This is a genomic window from Bacillus cereus group sp. BfR-BA-01523 (genome assembly GCF_022662615.1).
In the GTDB taxonomy this organism is placed as follows: domain Bacteria; phylum Bacillota; class Bacilli; order Bacillales; family Bacillaceae_G; genus Bacillus_A; species Bacillus_A mycoides.
Window position 1 is genome coordinate 178,349 of the sequence record NZ_JAKUDX010000002.1, and the last position, 14,724, is coordinate 193,072.

Here is a 14,724-nt window from a genome sequence, read left to right on the forward strand (position 1 = left end):
TTGGTGGTGGTTGAAATGAATCGTAATTGGGAAGAATTTTTAGCACCGTATCACCAAGCGGTGGCGGAGCTGAAAGTGAAACTAAAAGGAATGCGTACTCAATTTGCAATGTTAACGGAGCATTCTCCAATTGAGTTTGTAACAGGAAGGGTAAAGTCGGTTGCAAGTATTATTGATAAAGCGGAGAAGAGAAATGTACCGCTAGACCGAATTAGAGAAGATATGCAGGACATCGCGGGCCTTCGAATGATGTGTCAATTCGTAGATGAGATTAAGCCTGTTGTAGAATATCTTCGAAAACGAAATGATTTTGACATTGTAGAAGAACGTGATTATGTAACGCAAAAGAAAGATAGCGGCTATCGCTCTTACCACGTTGTCATTAGTTATCCTGTTCAAACGATACAGGGGGAGAAAAAAGTGTTAGTTGAAATTCAAATTCGCACGTTAGCAATGAATTTTTGGGCAACGATTGAGCATTCTTTAAATTACAAATATAGTGGACGTTTTCCTGAAGATATTAAAATACGCTTACAACGTGCAGCGGAAGCGGCGTTTTTATTAGATGAAGAAATGTCTTCCATTCGTCTTGAAATTCAAGAAGCGCAAAAGGTCTTTTCACGAAAGCAGGAAACGAAAGATTCTGAATCATAAACTAAAGGGTGTTGGGCGATGAAATTTACAATTATGTCAAAGGGAGATCAATCATCAGATACACTAGCAAGTACGATGAAAGAATACTTGTTAGATTTTGGGTTTACAATGGATGAAAAGGAACCTGATATTGTAATTTCTGTTGGGGGAGATGGAACGCTTTTATATGCATTCCATCGTTACTATAATCGATTAGATGAAACCGCATTTGTTGGTGTACATACAGGGCATTTAGGTTTCTATGCAGATTGGTTACCGACGGAAGTAGAGAAGTTGGTGATTGCAATCGCTAAAACACCGTTCCAAGTGGTTGAATATCCACTTTTAGAAGTGATTATTCGCTATGTGAATGGTAGTAAAGAGTCGCAGTATTTGGCGATGAATGAAGCGACTGTAAAAAGTGCAGAAGGTACATTAGTAACAGAAGTGGAAATACGCGGAGAGTATTTCGAAACGTTTCGCGGAGATGGTCTTTGTATTTCTACTCCTTCAGGAAGTACCGCGTATAATAAGGCGCTTGGCGGAGCAATTATTCACCCTTCTATTGAAGCGATTCAAATTGCAGAAATGGCATCTATCAACAATCGTGTATTTCGTACGGTAGGTTCGCCGCTCGTACTGCCGAAGCATCATACATGCGTTTTAAAGCCGGCTGCAGGAATGAACATGCAAATTACCGTGGATCATTTGACGATGGTTCATCAAGATGTGAAATCAATTCAGTATCGCGTTGCAAACGAGAAAGTACGATTTGTTCGTTTCCGTCCGTTCCCATTCTGGAAACGTGTTCGTGACTCGTTTGTTGCAGATAAATAGAGAGGGTTTATATATTTGAACAGATTTACATTGAAATGGGATATAGGGCTGGCTGAAGAGGGAACTTTAGTTAGAGAATTTTTGAAAACAAAAGGGATTTCGAAAGCTGCTTTAACGGATATAAAGTTCCGCGGGGGAGCAATTGAAGTAAACGGTCAACACACAAGTGTTCGTCACAAGTTACAAGCTGGTGAAGAGTTACAAATCTTTTTTCCAGTGGAGGAAAGAAGTGAAGGGATGGAAGTGGAAGAGATCCCTTTATGTATCGTATATGAAGATGATGCGGTTCTTGTTATAAATAAAGAAGCAAATATGTCGACGATTCCGTCTAGGGAGCACCCGTCAGGAAGTATTGCAAACGCTCTTTTATATCATTATGATAAACAAAATCTTGCAAGTACGGTGCACATTGTGACGAGGTTAGATCGTGATACTTCAGGGCTTATGCTAATTGCGAAAAATAGATTCGTTCACCACCTTTTATCGAAGCAGCATCAACAAAAAGGGGTGAAACGAACGTATGAGGCAATCGTTCATGGGACTATTTTAGAAGAAGTAGGAACGATTGACGCGCCAATCGGACGAAAATCGGATAGTATTATCGAGCGAACTGTCTGTGAAGATGGTCAAAGAGCTGTTACTCATTTTAGAGTGATGGAGAGTTCTTCCGATAAGACGCATGTAGCGCTTGAGCTCGAGACGGGAAGAACACATCAAATTCGTGTACATATGGCATATATAGGACATCCGCTACTTGGGGATGATCTATACGGTGGCCGAAGAGATGTGATAAAACGTCAAGCGCTGCATAGTACATCTTTGACGTTTTATCATCCTATTTTAGAAAAGGGAATGACTTTTACCGTAAGTATCCCAGAGGATATGCAATACGCTTTACATAACAATTAAAAGGGAACAAAATTCTTATCATAAAAAGAATTTTGTTCCCTTTTTTTAGCGGAATAATATTAAAATTTGATTTTCACCAGTACGTTTTATAACGAAAAAGCCACTTTCAGCTTTCGTGGCAATGCCGTCATCATTCGGACGACAATATCCGTGTGTTTCGCAAGTGCCGTCATCACGTACTAACATTTGTCCAATTAATCCGACAGGAAGCCACTCAGTACGCTCTTTTCTTGATATATACTTACAAGCTGGATCCCATTCTGTATTTAAAAGAGGTCGTATTTCTTGCGTATCCGTACGCGTATATTGACGTTTTCCGAAGCTGTCTGTTTTATAGCGTTTTTGCCAACTTAAAGCACCGCTATTTCCTATGAGAGCGGGGGTAGCGCTAGATATTCCTAATATGAATGAATCATTTGAAGTAGCTTTTCGAATTTTTTCTTCGCTACTAAATGTAATGAAATAGCCGATATCAATAGGGCTATGATCTGCTGCCTCAAACATTTGTGCAAAATCAGTACCACCTGCATTGTAAGAAGCACCATCGATATACATTTCTCCGTTATGGGCAAGCCATTTGGCGCCTATATTATAATCAGTGTCATTTGTCCCATTTGCGATAAACCAGGAATAAGCTTCTTCTGCTGTACCAAATTTACCCATAATATGGCTGCCTGCAAAATTAGCTGTTGATGTATGATTTCCTTCCGCATGAGATGAGAATCCGTTAGCGATAGTTGCGGTTCCTTCTGCATGTGCTGCTTCGCCCAAAGCAATTGCATGTTTTCCTTCTGCATGAGAATAAGAGCCGCCTGCTGTCGTTTCACTTCCTTCGCTATGCGAACTATGTCCAGTTGCCTTTGTTTTTGTCCCTTCTGCATGAGAAAAGGGACCCGTTGCATGTGTAAGAAGCCCTTCTGCATGTGAAGCGATTCCATCAGCTTTAGAGTGAAGTCCTTCTTTATATGCGTGACGAGCTCCTTTGTTATTTTCTTTTTTTATAGGTGTAGGTACAGGAGCCTGAATAGGGGCGGATCTTTCTATTTGTACATCGTTGCCCGAGATTAATGCTTCTTTTATTTTTTTTACTTGATTTATAATAGTAGCTGGAATTTCTGGTTGTACTTTTTCCTTTATTGCTGCAGGAATGTTTTCTTCTATATTTTCTTGTATCTTTTCCGAATTAAGCACAGGTTCATCATTATTAGAAGCGAGCTTCTTTTTTTGTTTTGCTTTTATTTTCCTGCTATCTATAATTCGCCTCATAACAGCATTTTCTAAAGAGACATATGTTTCTCTCGGTTTGCTTTTTTTTGATGACTCTTGTTCTTCTATTTCTTCTATAGCTGCAGCTCGAATACTGCACCAGTTGTTAATTCCATGCATGGGATGGTATAAAGGGTGGAATTTTCTTTTTTGTTTAGAAGATTTTTTCTTCATTCCGTCACCTCCTGCGACAGTATATGCCGTGCAATTAAAAAAAGATGCACTTTATTGCATCTTTTTTTAATTGCTTTATCTAGTTTTAGTGTGGAATATGTCTAGAAAACACCATGATCCTCTGCAAATCGTGAATTGTATTAAGTAGAGGTATTTATCCCGATTGGTGCGGGCTAATAATTAGTGGCGGATGAACAAAACCCCCACTGATTAAAGTTTCACTTTATGAAATTGGGCGGAACTTTTCAGGGACAAAAGGTAGGGAAGAAGGGACAGAAACGGTCTCCAACTCAGGGTAACGTAGTCCAGTTAGTTTACCACCAAATACAGCACCAGTATCAATATTGACTGTATGATTCACAAAGCGAGGTTCATTGACAGGTGTATGTCCATAAACAATCCATGTTTCACCCTTATACTCTTTCGCCCAATCTTGGCGGACAGGTGAGCCGTCAGGGTGTTTTTCGCCTGTAATATCACCATATAATACAAAGGTTTGTACTTTTTTATCTTGTCTTCCTATGTAATCTTGCCGAATACCAGCGTGACAGACGGTTAAATTTTTTTCATCCAGTATGTGATATAGCGGTGATTGTTCGTAAAGAGTAATGAATTTTTCTTTTATTATTTGTTGCTTATTAGAAGGCAATGCTTCATATTCTGCAACAGTTGTTTCGAGCCCATGAGCGATTGTAACATTACGTCCAAGGAAGAAACGATACAGTTTATTACAGTGATTCCCTGGAGCATAATAAGCATCTTTTCTATTTATTACGAGCTCCCATACAATTTCAATCATCCGTAATGAATGAGGACCTCGGTCTGTAATATCACCAACGAATGCAAGCCTTCGTTTTGCGTTATGGATTGGGATACCACTATCCCAGCTATACCCTAGTTTCGTTGTTAAATCTTGAAACTCTTGGAAGCATCCGTGAATATCACCTATAATGTCATATTTCATATTTAAACCTCCAGCTCATTTTTTCATTAGTATATCTAAAATGGACATAGAAAAAAACCATACCGTTTTTCGATATGGTTCATTTAAACATAAAGATTTTAGTTCTTGAGCGTACGTTTAAAATAAATCCGATAGCAACCATATATGTGAGCAGTGAACTCCCGCCGTAGCTCATAAGCGGTAACGTTATTCCTGTAATAGGGAGTAAACCAATTGTCATCCCAATATTTTGGAATACTTGGAACGTAAACATTCCAATTGTACCAGCGCAAATATAACTACCGAAAGGTTCATTGCTTTCTAAAGCGATATGGATCATTCGGTAAATGAGTAAGAAAAAAAATGAAATAATAACACTTGCTCCTAAAAAACCGAATTGTTCAGCGATATTTGTAAAAATAAAATCTGTATGTGGCTCTGGAAAATATACTTGTCTATTTTCCCATCCTTTTCCTTGCATCTCTCCTGATCCAGTAGCTAAAAATGCTTGTCTTAATTGATATCCTTGTGCGTCATATTCATAAGGTGCAAGCCAACCATAGAAGCGATTTAATTGATATTCTTTTAGAATGTGCTCTTTAAAGAACTCTGTATGCGTGAAATAAATATATGTTAAGGTAGAGCCTATGGCGAAAATACCGGAGGTTAATCCGAGGATAAAGCGCCAACGTATACCAGAAACTAAAACCATTGTTGCAAGCATCGCTGAAATGACCATTGTGTTTCCTAAATCAGGTTCTTTTGCGATTAGAAGTAGTGGAGGTAAACTAGCTGCAAATATTTTTAAAAGTAAAATGAAATCTTCACGAGTTGTCCGAAAAAGGTATTTTTCATTATGATTCGCTATAATTCGTCCAACGACGATAATCAAAAATAATTTCATAATTTCAGAAGGCTGAAAGTTTCCGATGCCTGGAAGTCTGTACCACGCGGTAGCCCCTTTAATTGTAACGGCGCCAGGAACTTGAAGTTCTAGGCCAATTAGAAGTATGAGTGCAAAGCTATATAAATACCAAGCAATTTGTTTATAGCGATCGAAATCAATAACCATAATAACACCAATGGCGATAAATCCAATGGCATACCATTGGATTTGTTTTAATACAAAATTTACGTTTTGTAAAAATGGTGGTAAAGAAGCTTGTGCACTTGCGATAGCAAAGCAGCTAACAATCCCAATGGCAAATAAAATGAATATTAATATGTAGTCTATTTGATATTGAGTGTTCGGATCTTTCACTGTATGAATTCCTTTCTACTGCTCTCTATATTAGTGGGTTTTAGTTGGTGCATCACATAGTTTAAAAAGAATGTATGAACTATACGCATTATTCACGTAAAGCTCACACATTTTATTTTCGCAGAATAGACTAATGATGTAGCTCTTTTATAATTATGTCCAAACAATGGGAAAGACGTACATGTGCATCTGGAATGAGGTTTGGTAGCTGGCTATAATATTCTAAGGAACCTTTACACCATTTATAAGCGCTAATTAGACCTAGTCTATAATCTGTATTATCTTGTAAAAATCCGTATTCTTTTGAAGTTATAACGAGGTGCGTAAAATCCTCAGATCCTTCAAGGAGCTTGCTGTGTATTTGTTGCCCAGTATGGTAGCGAAATTGGCTTAAAGGTTCGGATATGTATACTGCGTCTCCTTTAGAAAGTAAGGAAATCCATGATGCCATATCGACACTACAAGAATAGTGCCTTCCTTTTAGCGTGCCGAAAGGTTCAGTGAGTAACTGTTTTCTAAACAGAATAGTTGTAGGCTCACCGATAATGTTATGTCCACCTTTTAACATCCAGTCGCCTAAAAATATTCCGTTTAATTGAATGTCTTCGCTATATAATCTTTGTGTTGGATGAGCATCTCCAATTAAATTCCCGTGATCGTCAATACGTACTCGATAAGAAGTTATAAGAGCGAGATTTTTATTTGTGTCTTGCTCAAAATAAGCCATCATTTTTTGTATTTTATGATTATAAAACACATCATCGTCCATTAAAAAATTTATATACTCCCCATTAGATTTCTCTAAGAGCATAAGATCGTTATGAAATTGTCCTAAAGTAGTGGTATTTCGAATGTATGTTATGTTTTTATAATTAGGTAAATAATGTTCATTTATTAAGATTTCTGTTTCATCATTTGTACTATCGTCTCCTATAATAATTTCAATGTTTGGATAAGTTTGTGCTAATGCACTTTCTAGAGCAATTTTGAAATAATGTGGTCGATTATAAGTGGGAATAAGGATGGAAACGAGAGGTGACTTTTTTTTATTATTCATACGAAACTACCTTTCAGAAGCTTTTTTTGTAAGAACGATATCTTGATAACTTGTATACTCATTTCTGCCGCACCATAAACCATAATGTGGTTTGTTAATTACCTCTAAGCCATGTTTATTTAATAAGGTGCGGATATCTTCTTCAGGATAGGCAACTGCGAAATTAGGAATATCTTTATTCACAACATAACAATTTTCAATTTGATGATAAAAACCTAATGTACTTAGCCCAGAATTTAAGTAATAGGATGATTCAGGGTTAATGAGAAAGAAGGTAATAAAACATCTCCCATCTTTTTTTAGAACACGTACAATCTCAGATACGTAATGTTCTAATTCTTTCGGAAGGAGATGGGTAAATACAGAAGTTAAAAAAATAAAATCGAATGAATCGTCTTCATATGGAAATTTGTATTGAGAAGCATCTTCTTTTCCTTCTGGGTTGTAGAATTGATTATATATATCAACGTGTTCAAAATGGAAATTACTACGGGCAGTTGAAATATTATTTTTGCACCATGTAATGCCATCTTTAAATAAATCAAATCCATAATAAGCTCCATCATCACCTAAGTAATTCATTAATGGAACCGCCATTCGACCGACACCACAACCTACATCTAACACTGTTTCATTGGATTTTAAACTGCCAATTTGAATAAAATGCTTTATGAATTCTTTTCCAACCTTTTGAAAGTCGCCACCTACATATTGGACGAGTTCGGGAGGTGGGATTAATGCGATTTTTTTTTCAAGCTCGCTCATAATTTCACTCCTTCCTTGTAGTAAATAGGGAACCAACATTTTTAATATGCAGCTAACATTTTATAGTGGGAGGGGAAACGATATTAGAACTGTTGCGATATGTAAAAAGCTCCCTAGAACAACTGGAAATAGTAATGGGAGCTTTTGTTTTTATTTATCATGCTATTGGCGAAGGCTAATAATTAGTGTGAGATGGAGAAACCCTAACTGAATAAAGTTTCGCCCTATTCTTTTCGCCAATAAACCCCGAATACATCAATTTTAGTAATAGGAGCTTTTAAGTTTCTTTGATTTCTAAAGTCTGTCACGGCCTCTGCACAAGCTGGTAGTCCATAGTCATCAATAATAATATAGCCGCCCTTAGAAACTTTATCGTATAAGTTCACGAGACCATCCATTGTGGATTCGTACATATCACCGTCAAGGCGTGCAATTGCAATTTTTTCTATTGGTGCTGTTGGTAAAGTATCTTTAAACCAGCCTTTTAAAAATTTTACTTGATCATTTAATAAATCATATTTTCTAAAATTCTCTTGTACTTGTTCTAAAGAAACGCGTAAGTAATCGAAAGAGTGTAAATAATCTCCGTAATCTTTCGGATAGTGTTCTAAATTCGGTGTTGGCAAACCTTCAAATGAATCTGCAACCCACACATTACGATCAGTAATGTTATTTGCCTGTAAAAAACCATTCATAAAAATGCACGATCCCCCGCGCCACACACCTGTTTCAATAAAATCACCTTCTATATTTTCACGGACAACTGTTTCCAGTGCTTCATGTAATTGATTCATTCGTTCCCGGCCGATCATACTGTGTGCTGCTCTGGGCCAATCCATCCCATCTTGACGTTCACTTTTTAAAACATCTGGTTTCACAATTTTCAAGTTATGGTTTTCAGCATATTGCTTAATGAATAAAGGAAGTGGTACGGTAACTGGTTCATATGGGAGTTCCTTAGAAATATGTAATGAAGCAGGTAAGTATGGCTCATACTCTAGCCATATTTCAAATAAAATTGTTTTCTTTAACAACTCGAGATAAAGCTGAACAGCAAATTTATTTTCCATATTTGTGCCTCCTGCAAAATGTCATACAACAATATGATTATGTAGATAGTGAAAGTTTCATGCTTGAATTCATAATTGAAAAAGCAGTAAAACTGATATCAGTTTTACTGCTAAGTAAAAAAATTAAGCGATTTTTTCAATAATAATGGATGCACTTGTACCAAGAGCTAGAGATAATCCAAGTCCTGTAACAACAGCTTCAACCATTGATGGCGTTATTGTAATTTGTGTAATTGCCTGGATAACGAGAGGCGCTCCAAGTGAGATTAAACTTGTTCCAGCGCCAGGTATATTAACGCCGTTCACTTGAATTGCAAGGCTACCTAATATACTTACTGCTGCAGTATATGCGATAACAGTAATTTTATAGAATCCAGTTTCACTTATGATGAAAGTATCAGCGTCTAATTGAGAAATTGCTGTACCAAACTGAGATCCAACCGTGTTAAACGGTACAGGATCATTAATTCCAAGAGCTAAAGAAATTGTAGCAGAGTTAAATGCATACAATCCTGCTGGAAGTCCTAATCCAGATGGCCCAGTAGGCCCAGTAGGTCCAGTAGGTCCAGTAGGCCCAGTAGGTCCAGTAGGCCCAGTCGCACCAGTTGCACCAGTGTCTCCAGTAGGCCCAGTAGGTCCAGTTGCGCCAGTGTCTCCAGTCGGCCCGGTAGGTCCAGTTGCGCCAGTGTCTCCAGTAGGCCCAGTAGGCCCAGTAGGTCCAGTTGCGCCAGTGTCTCCAGTCGCGCCAGTTGTACCAGTGTCTCCAGTCGGCCCAGTAGGCCCAGTAGGCCCAGTAGGCCCAGTCGGTCCAGTAGGCCCAGTCGGTCCAGTAGGCCCAGTAGGTACGGTAGGTCCAGTAGGCCCAGTCGGCCCAGTCGGTCCAGTAGGCCCGGTTGGAAGTGTAAACGGTGGTATTGGTGGTAAAGTTGGACCTACAAGATTAGGATCAAATGCACTAGCTGATAAGAATTCATCAGGATTTAAGCCATCTGAATAATTATTATTTGACATAAATTCACCTCCATAAAGCTTTCATTATATAGTAGATGCAAAATCACAAGAAAATGACACGGACATTTGAATTATTAAAAAGAAATCTTAAATAGCTTGAACAAGTTAAAAAAATGGAAAGTTTATTGTATGTATAACATATGATTGAGTTGGAAGAGGGTGATTATGTTGAACAAGCAAGGAATTACAATTAGTCTATGTATGATTGTTCGCGATGAGGAAAATACAATAGATCGATGTTTGGACGCGGTAGAAAAAATTGTTGATGAAATTATTGTAGTTGATACAGGATCCACTGATCGAACGAAGGAAATTGTAGCAAAATACACTTCTAACATACACGATTTTCCGTGGATTGATGACTTTGCGGCAGCTAGAAATTTTGCGTTTTCAAAAGCAACGCAAGAATATATATTATGGTTAGATGCTGATGATGTGTTATTAGAGGAAGCTCAAGAATCACTGAAAACATTAAAACGAGAGTTAGATGGTAAAGTTGACGCTGTTTCTATGCCTTATTATCTTGTAATGGATTCTAATGGGAAACCTTTATATTGCACAAGAAGATATCGACTTGTAAAGCGTGAAAAACAATTTCAATGGTTTGGAAAGGTGCATGAGTATTTAGCTGTTTCTGGTGAGATTTACAATAGTAATGTCGCCATTACACATAAGAAAGAAAAAGAAATAACGAATCGTAATTTGAGAATTTTTCAAAATGCTGTAGCAGCTGGAGAAGAATTAAGCCCGAGAGATTTATTTTATTACGGTAATGAATCTATGGATAATCAAAAATACGACGATGCGGTTCTTCTGTATGAAACATTTCTTAATCAAGAGGAAGGATGGCATGAAGAGAAAATTTATGCATGTGGTAAGTTAGGAGATTGTTATGCGAAGTTAGGAAACTGGGAGAAGGCAGTTGAAACTTGTACGAAGTCGTTTCGTTATGGTATTCCTAGAGGAGAGAATTGTACAAGAATAGGATATATATATATGGAACAACAAAAGTATAATGAAGCGATATTTTGGTTTAAGCTAGCAACTGAAGTGCCGCTAGCAGAGGATAGTCCTTTTCACAGTCCGGCTAGTTATACGTGGATTCCATATTTACAAATGTGTATTTGTTATAGCAGATTAGGAGATCAAGATAAAGCTTATTATTATAATGAATTGGCAGCTTCTTATGTTCCGAATAATGCTGCGATTGAATATAACCGTAAATATTTTAGAGGCATCTATGATAAACAATATAAAATGTAATTTGTTCTATTTTTAGGAAATGACTTGTCGCTATTCTAATGATAGTAGAATGGCTATATATTAGATTATCGGTAATGCAACCAATAGAGATGGCACCCTTTGTAGAATATCTTTTGTTTATATTTCAAATTCAATTTGCATAAGGAGTGTGTGAAATGAATCGGGAGAAAAGTTCTTTATACGAAGAAAAATCTGAACATTATTATAATGCGATAAACCCTAATTTATTCAAGCATATAAAAAGGGAATGGCAAGAAGTTCTTGATATTGGTTGCTCGAGCGGTGCATTAGGAGCGGCTATAAAAGAAAATGGAGCACGTGTATCAGGAATTGAGGCGTTCCCAGAGGCTGCCGAAAAAGCGAAAGAAAAACTAGATCATGTTATTTTAGGTGATATAGAAACAATGGATCTTCCTTATGAGAAGGAACAATTTGATTGTGTCATATTCGGGGATGTATTAGAGCATTTATTTGATCCGTGGGCTGTTATAAAGAAAGTAAAGCCATATATAAAAGAAAATGGTGTGATTTTAGCTAGCATACCAAACGTTGCGCACATTTCAGTATTAGCTCCCTTACTCGCTGGAAATTGGACGTATACAGAATATGGATTATTAGATAAAACGCATATTCGTTTCTTTACTTTTAATGAAATGCTAAGAATGTTTTTAAAAGCAGGATATTCTATTAGTAAAGTAGATCGTGTATATGTTGATCATAAAATATATGAGCCACTTATTGAAGAGTTATATGGAATTTGTAAAAAGTATCGTCTTGGAAGTGGCTTCATGGCTGAGACAGTTGTATTTCAATATATTATTGAAGCAGAAAAATCACAATTATGAGTGCTGCAGAAAAAACAATACTATTTGTTACATGTATAAATGATCGGAAATTGTATGCACAATGTGCGCGACATATATTGAAATTGGCAGTACCTCCTGGGTATACTATACAATTTATGCCGATTCGAAATGCAAAAAGTATGACGAGCGGATACAATCAAGCCATTTCACATCCAGCGAAGTATAAAGTGTATTTACACCAAGATGTCTTTATTATAAATGGAGCCTTTCTATACGGATTAATTCAATTATTTGAGGAGCATGAACATCTTGGGATGATTGGGATGGTTGGATCCCAATATGTTCCTCCAAATGGTGTATGGAACGAAGGGCGTGGGATTGTCGGGAAAGTCATTGGTTATATGAACGATTTGTTTTATATGGCAAGTTTAGAGCAACCATTTCATGAATCGAAAACATTTATTCCTGTGGAATGTATTGACGGTTTATTGATGGCGACACAATATGATATTCCGTGGCGAGAGGACTTATTTGATGGGTTTGATTTTTATGATGTATCCCAATCTTTTGAATTTAAAAAAGCTGGGTATACAGTCGGTGTCCCTGTGCAGCGTGATGCTTGGTGTATTCATTATCATTTTGATGTAAATATGACGAACTATGAAAAGTATAGAAAAGTATTTGTAGAGAACTATATGTCAGATGTGAATAAGGAAGAATAGAGGGCTACAAAATGAAAGATCATACAATATTAGTCGTTGTTTGTGTAAATAATGAAGAGCTTTTCGAGCAATGCGAAAGGCAAATAAGAAACATTGTTGTTCCAACTGGCTATGTAGTGCAAATTTTTCCGATACGAGATGCGAAAAGTATGGCAAGTGCGTACAATCGAGCACTTTCATATCCGGCGAAATATAAAGTATATATACATCAAGATACTTACCTTATTAATCGTGATATGTTTTGTACCCTCATTTCTCTTTTTAAAGAAAATGAAAAGCTTGGTTTAATTGGAGTAGCTGGTGCTCAGTTTTTACCGAGTAACGGGATATGGTGGGAAGGGAAAAATTTAGTAGGGAAAGTGATTGAACATAGAAGGCAGAATTATCAATTATTAAATTTAGATCAGGGGTTTTATGGAAATCAATCTTTTATGTCAGTGCAAGCAATCGATGGTTTACTCATGGCAACGCAGTATGATATTCCGTGGCGAGAGGATTTGTTTCAAGGATTCCATTTCTATGATGTGTCACAGTCTTTAGAATTTCAAAAGGCTGGATATTTAATTGGTATCCCTAATCAAGCAAATCTATGGTGTATTCATTACAACGGAGATGAGTTTGATGCGGATACATATGAGAAATACCGGGAAATTTTTGTGGAACATTATAAAGAGGTGCTATCTCCATCATAAGGGAGAGATGAAGGATGAAAGGGATTATTTTAGCAGGCGGGACAGGATCGAGATTATATCCAATAACGAAAGTAACGAATAAACATTTACTTCCCGTTGGGCGGTATCCGATGATTTATCATGCGGTATATAAGCTGAAGCGATGTGAAATTACAGATATTATGATTATTACAGGTAAAGAGCATATGGGAGATGTTGTGAGCTTTCTAGGAAGTGGTCAAGAGTTTGGTGTATCCTTTACGTATCGTGTGCAGGATAAGGCGGGTGGGATTGCGCAGGCGCTAGGACTTTGTGAAGATTTCGTAGGAAATGATCGGATGGTAGTTATATTAGGAGATAATATCTTTTCAGATGATATTTGCCCGTATGTTGAAGAGTTTGCAAGTCAAAAAGAAGGGGCTAAAGTGCTGCTTCAATCTGTAGAAGATCCCGAGCGATTTGGTGTAGCGCATATTAAAGGCCGAAAAATAATTGAAATTGAAGAAAAGCCGAATGAGCCGAAAAGTTCTTATGCTGTTACGGGAATTTATTTGTATGATTCGAAAGTCTTTTCTTATATAAAAGAATTAAAACCTTCCGCAAGAGGGGAACTTGAAATTACAGATATTAATAATTGGTATTTAAAACGAGGAGTACTTACTTATAATGAAATGAGTGGCTGGTGGACTGATGCGGGAACGCATGCTTCTCTTCAAAGAGCGAATACGTTAGCGCGGGATATAAACTTTGGGAAACAGTTTAATGGAGAATAGGTGAAAATATGAAAGTTGTAGAAACAAATTTTACCGATGCGAAATTGTTAGAACCGAGATTGTTTGAAGACGAGCGAGGTTTTTTTACTGAAAGTTATAATAAGAAGATGCTAGAATCGTTAGGGATTACGCATTCATTTCTGCAAGATAACGTATCTTATTCAGCGCATTCGGGGACGATTCGAGGGCTACACTTTCAAAAAAATCCGAAAGCACAAACGAAACTCATTCAAGTTATGCAAGGTGCAATATATGATGTTATCGTTGATTTGCGAAAAGATTCACCTACATTTAAAAAGTGGAGAGGTTATATTTTAAGTGCGGATAATCATAGGCAATTATTAGTGCCGAAAGGATTTGCTCATGGTTTTTGTACACTTGTACCTCATACAATTGTTATGTATAAAGTAGATGAGTATTATAGTGCTAATCACGATTCCGGTTTGCTTTGGGAAGATAAAGAATTATCAATTCCATGGCCGGTATCAAATCCTATCTTGTCCGATAAGGATCGAATATTACCATTACTTCAGGAATATGAAGATAGTTTTTAAGTAGGAGAG

The 14,724-nt window shown here is 37.1% G+C and carries 16 protein-coding genes; 9 read left to right on the forward strand and 7 right to left on the reverse strand.

Annotation, left to right across the window (positions count from 1 at the left end; all coding sequences use genetic code 11):
- Nucleotides 1-15: 15 nt before the first annotated feature.
- From yjbM to MR066_RS05285, 3 genes are read left to right on the forward strand one after another with little or no spacing between them, the layout of a single operon-like run.
- A complete protein-coding gene (yjbM, locus tag MR066_RS05275) occupies nucleotides 16-654 on the forward strand; it encodes a GTP diphosphokinase (RefSeq protein WP_002125951.1) in 639 nt (212 codons plus the stop codon).
- 18 nt (nucleotides 655-672) lie between these two features.
- Nucleotides 673-1,470 (forward strand): NAD kinase, encoded by a 798-nt coding sequence (locus tag MR066_RS05280; protein ID WP_002011365.1) that lies wholly within the window; start codon nucleotides 673-675, stop codon nucleotides 1,468-1,470.
- 15 nt (nucleotides 1,471-1,485) lie between these two features.
- Nucleotides 1,486-2,379, forward strand: a complete 894-nt coding sequence (locus MR066_RS05285; RefSeq protein ID WP_219301718.1) for an RluA family pseudouridine synthase — start codon at nucleotides 1,486-1,488, stop codon at nucleotides 2,377-2,379.
- A 45-nt stretch (nucleotides 2,380-2,424) separates the two neighbouring features.
- On the opposite strand, the gene MR066_RS05290 is transcribed toward MR066_RS05285, so the two are convergent.
- The 7 genes from MR066_RS05290 to MR066_RS05320 form a co-directional block, all read right to left on the reverse strand.
- Entirely contained in the window at nucleotides 2,425-3,819 is a 1,395-nt protein-coding gene (locus MR066_RS05290) for a peptidase G2 autoproteolytic cleavage domain-containing protein (protein WP_242246170.1), read from the reverse strand.
- A gap of 223 nt (nucleotides 3,820-4,042) precedes the next feature.
- On the reverse strand, nucleotides 4,043-4,783 hold the full coding sequence (prpE, locus tag MR066_RS05295; RefSeq protein WP_002086958.1) for a bis(5'-nucleosyl)-tetraphosphatase PrpE: 741 nt from the start codon (nucleotides 4,781-4,783) through the stop codon (nucleotides 4,043-4,045).
- 79 nt (nucleotides 4,784-4,862) lie between these two features.
- A complete protein-coding gene (locus MR066_RS05300; protein ID WP_002030401.1) occupies nucleotides 4,863-6,023 on the reverse strand; it encodes an FtsW/RodA/SpoVE family cell cycle protein in 1,161 nt (386 codons plus the stop codon).
- A 130-nt stretch (nucleotides 6,024-6,153) separates the two neighbouring features.
- Nucleotides 6,154-7,080: a glycosyltransferase family 2 protein gene (locus MR066_RS05305; protein ID WP_242246171.1), complete on the reverse strand. Its 927-nt coding sequence runs from the start codon at nucleotides 7,078-7,080 to the stop codon at nucleotides 6,154-6,156.
- A gap of 6 nt (nucleotides 7,081-7,086) precedes the next feature.
- The gene (locus MR066_RS05310; RefSeq protein ID WP_002030399.1) at nucleotides 7,087-7,845 is read right to left on the reverse strand and encodes a class I SAM-dependent methyltransferase; all 759 of its coding nucleotides are present in this window, start codon (nucleotides 7,843-7,845) and stop codon (nucleotides 7,087-7,089) included.
- Nucleotides 7,846-8,069: 224 nt separating this feature from the next.
- Nucleotides 8,070-8,915 carry a TylF/MycF family methyltransferase gene (locus tag MR066_RS05315; protein ID WP_002186420.1) on the reverse strand — a complete coding sequence of 282 codons (846 nt, stop codon included), beginning with the start codon at nucleotides 8,913-8,915 and terminating at the stop codon, nucleotides 8,070-8,072.
- Nucleotides 8,916-9,038: 123 nt separating this feature from the next.
- Nucleotides 9,039-9,926 (reverse strand): BclA C-terminal domain-containing protein, encoded by an 888-nt coding sequence (locus MR066_RS05320; RefSeq protein ID WP_242246172.1) that lies wholly within the window; start codon nucleotides 9,924-9,926, stop codon nucleotides 9,039-9,041.
- A 165-nt stretch (nucleotides 9,927-10,091) separates the two neighbouring features.
- On the opposite strand from MR066_RS05320, the gene MR066_RS05325 reads away from it, so the two are divergent.
- The 6 genes from MR066_RS05325 to rfbC all read left to right on the forward strand — a co-directional run bounded on the left by MR066_RS05325 (nucleotide 10,092) and on the right by rfbC (nucleotide 14,715).
- The gene (locus tag MR066_RS05325) at nucleotides 10,092-11,189 is read left to right on the forward strand and encodes a tetratricopeptide repeat-containing glycosyltransferase family 2 protein (protein WP_242246173.1); all 1,098 of its coding nucleotides are present in this window, start codon (nucleotides 10,092-10,094) and stop codon (nucleotides 11,187-11,189) included.
- Nucleotides 11,190-11,344: 155 nt separating this feature from the next.
- Entirely contained in the window at nucleotides 11,345-12,034 is a 690-nt protein-coding gene (locus MR066_RS05330; protein WP_242246174.1) for a class I SAM-dependent methyltransferase, read from the forward strand.
- The gene (locus tag MR066_RS05335; protein ID WP_002140852.1) at nucleotides 12,031-12,717 is read left to right on the forward strand and encodes a glycosyltransferase family protein; all 687 of its coding nucleotides are present in this window, start codon (nucleotides 12,031-12,033) and stop codon (nucleotides 12,715-12,717) included. The genes MR066_RS05330 and MR066_RS05335 overlap by 4 nt, the downstream gene beginning before the upstream one ends.
- An 11-nt stretch (nucleotides 12,718-12,728) precedes the next feature.
- Nucleotides 12,729-13,409, forward strand: coding sequence for a glycosyltransferase family protein (locus tag MR066_RS05340; protein ID WP_242246175.1), 681 nt, complete (start codon nucleotides 12,729-12,731; stop codon nucleotides 13,407-13,409).
- Nucleotides 13,410-13,423: 14 nt separating this feature from the next.
- Nucleotides 13,424-14,161: a sugar phosphate nucleotidyltransferase gene (locus MR066_RS05345; RefSeq protein ID WP_201066420.1), complete on the forward strand. Its 738-nt coding sequence runs from the start codon at nucleotides 13,424-13,426 to the stop codon at nucleotides 14,159-14,161.
- 8 nt (nucleotides 14,162-14,169) lie between these two features.
- A complete protein-coding gene (gene rfbC / locus MR066_RS05350; RefSeq protein WP_242246176.1) occupies nucleotides 14,170-14,715 on the forward strand; it encodes a dTDP-4-dehydrorhamnose 3,5-epimerase in 546 nt (181 codons plus the stop codon).
- The last annotated feature ends 9 nt before the right edge of the window (nucleotides 14,716-14,724 follow it).

Excerpts from the sequence above, each read along its gene's own strand:
- yjbM (WP_002125951.1), top strand. The coding sequence starts at position 16 with ATGAATCGTAATTGGGAAGAATTTTTAGCACCGTATCACCAAGCGGTG.
- MR066_RS05280 (WP_002011365.1), top strand. The coding sequence starts at position 673 with ATGAAATTTACAATTATGTCAAAGGGAGATCAATCATCAGATACACTA.
- MR066_RS05290 (WP_242246170.1), bottom strand. The coding sequence starts at position 3,819 with ATGAAGAAAAAATCTTCTAAACAAAAAAGAAAATTCCACCCTTTATAC.
- prpE (WP_002086958.1), bottom strand. The coding sequence starts at position 4,783 with ATGAAATATGACATTATAGGTGATATTCACGGATGCTTCCAAGAGTTT.
- MR066_RS05305 (WP_242246171.1), bottom strand. The coding sequence starts at position 7,080 with ATGAATAATAAAAAAAAGTCACCTCTCGTTTCCATCCTTATTCCCACT.
- MR066_RS05310 (WP_002030399.1), bottom strand. The coding sequence starts at position 7,845 with ATGAGCGAGCTTGAAAAAAAAATCGCATTAATCCCACCTCCCGAACTC.
- MR066_RS05315 (WP_002186420.1), bottom strand. The coding sequence starts at position 8,915 with ATGGAAAATAAATTTGCTGTTCAGCTTTATCTCGAGTTGTTAAAGAAA.
- MR066_RS05320 (WP_242246172.1), bottom strand. The coding sequence starts at position 9,926 with ATGTCAAATAATAATTATTCAGATGGCTTAAATCCTGATGAATTCTTA.
- MR066_RS05325 (WP_242246173.1), top strand. The coding sequence starts at position 10,092 with ATGTTGAACAAGCAAGGAATTACAATTAGTCTATGTATGATTGTTCGC.
- MR066_RS05330 (WP_242246174.1), top strand. The coding sequence starts at position 11,345 with ATGAATCGGGAGAAAAGTTCTTTATACGAAGAAAAATCTGAACATTAT.
- MR066_RS05335 (WP_002140852.1), top strand. The coding sequence starts at position 12,031 with ATGAGTGCTGCAGAAAAAACAATACTATTTGTTACATGTATAAATGAT.
- MR066_RS05340 (WP_242246175.1), top strand. The coding sequence starts at position 12,729 with ATGAAAGATCATACAATATTAGTCGTTGTTTGTGTAAATAATGAAGAG.
- MR066_RS05345 (WP_201066420.1), top strand. The coding sequence starts at position 13,424 with ATGAAAGGGATTATTTTAGCAGGCGGGACAGGATCGAGATTATATCCA.
- rfbC (WP_242246176.1), top strand. The coding sequence starts at position 14,170 with ATGAAAGTTGTAGAAACAAATTTTACCGATGCGAAATTGTTAGAACCG.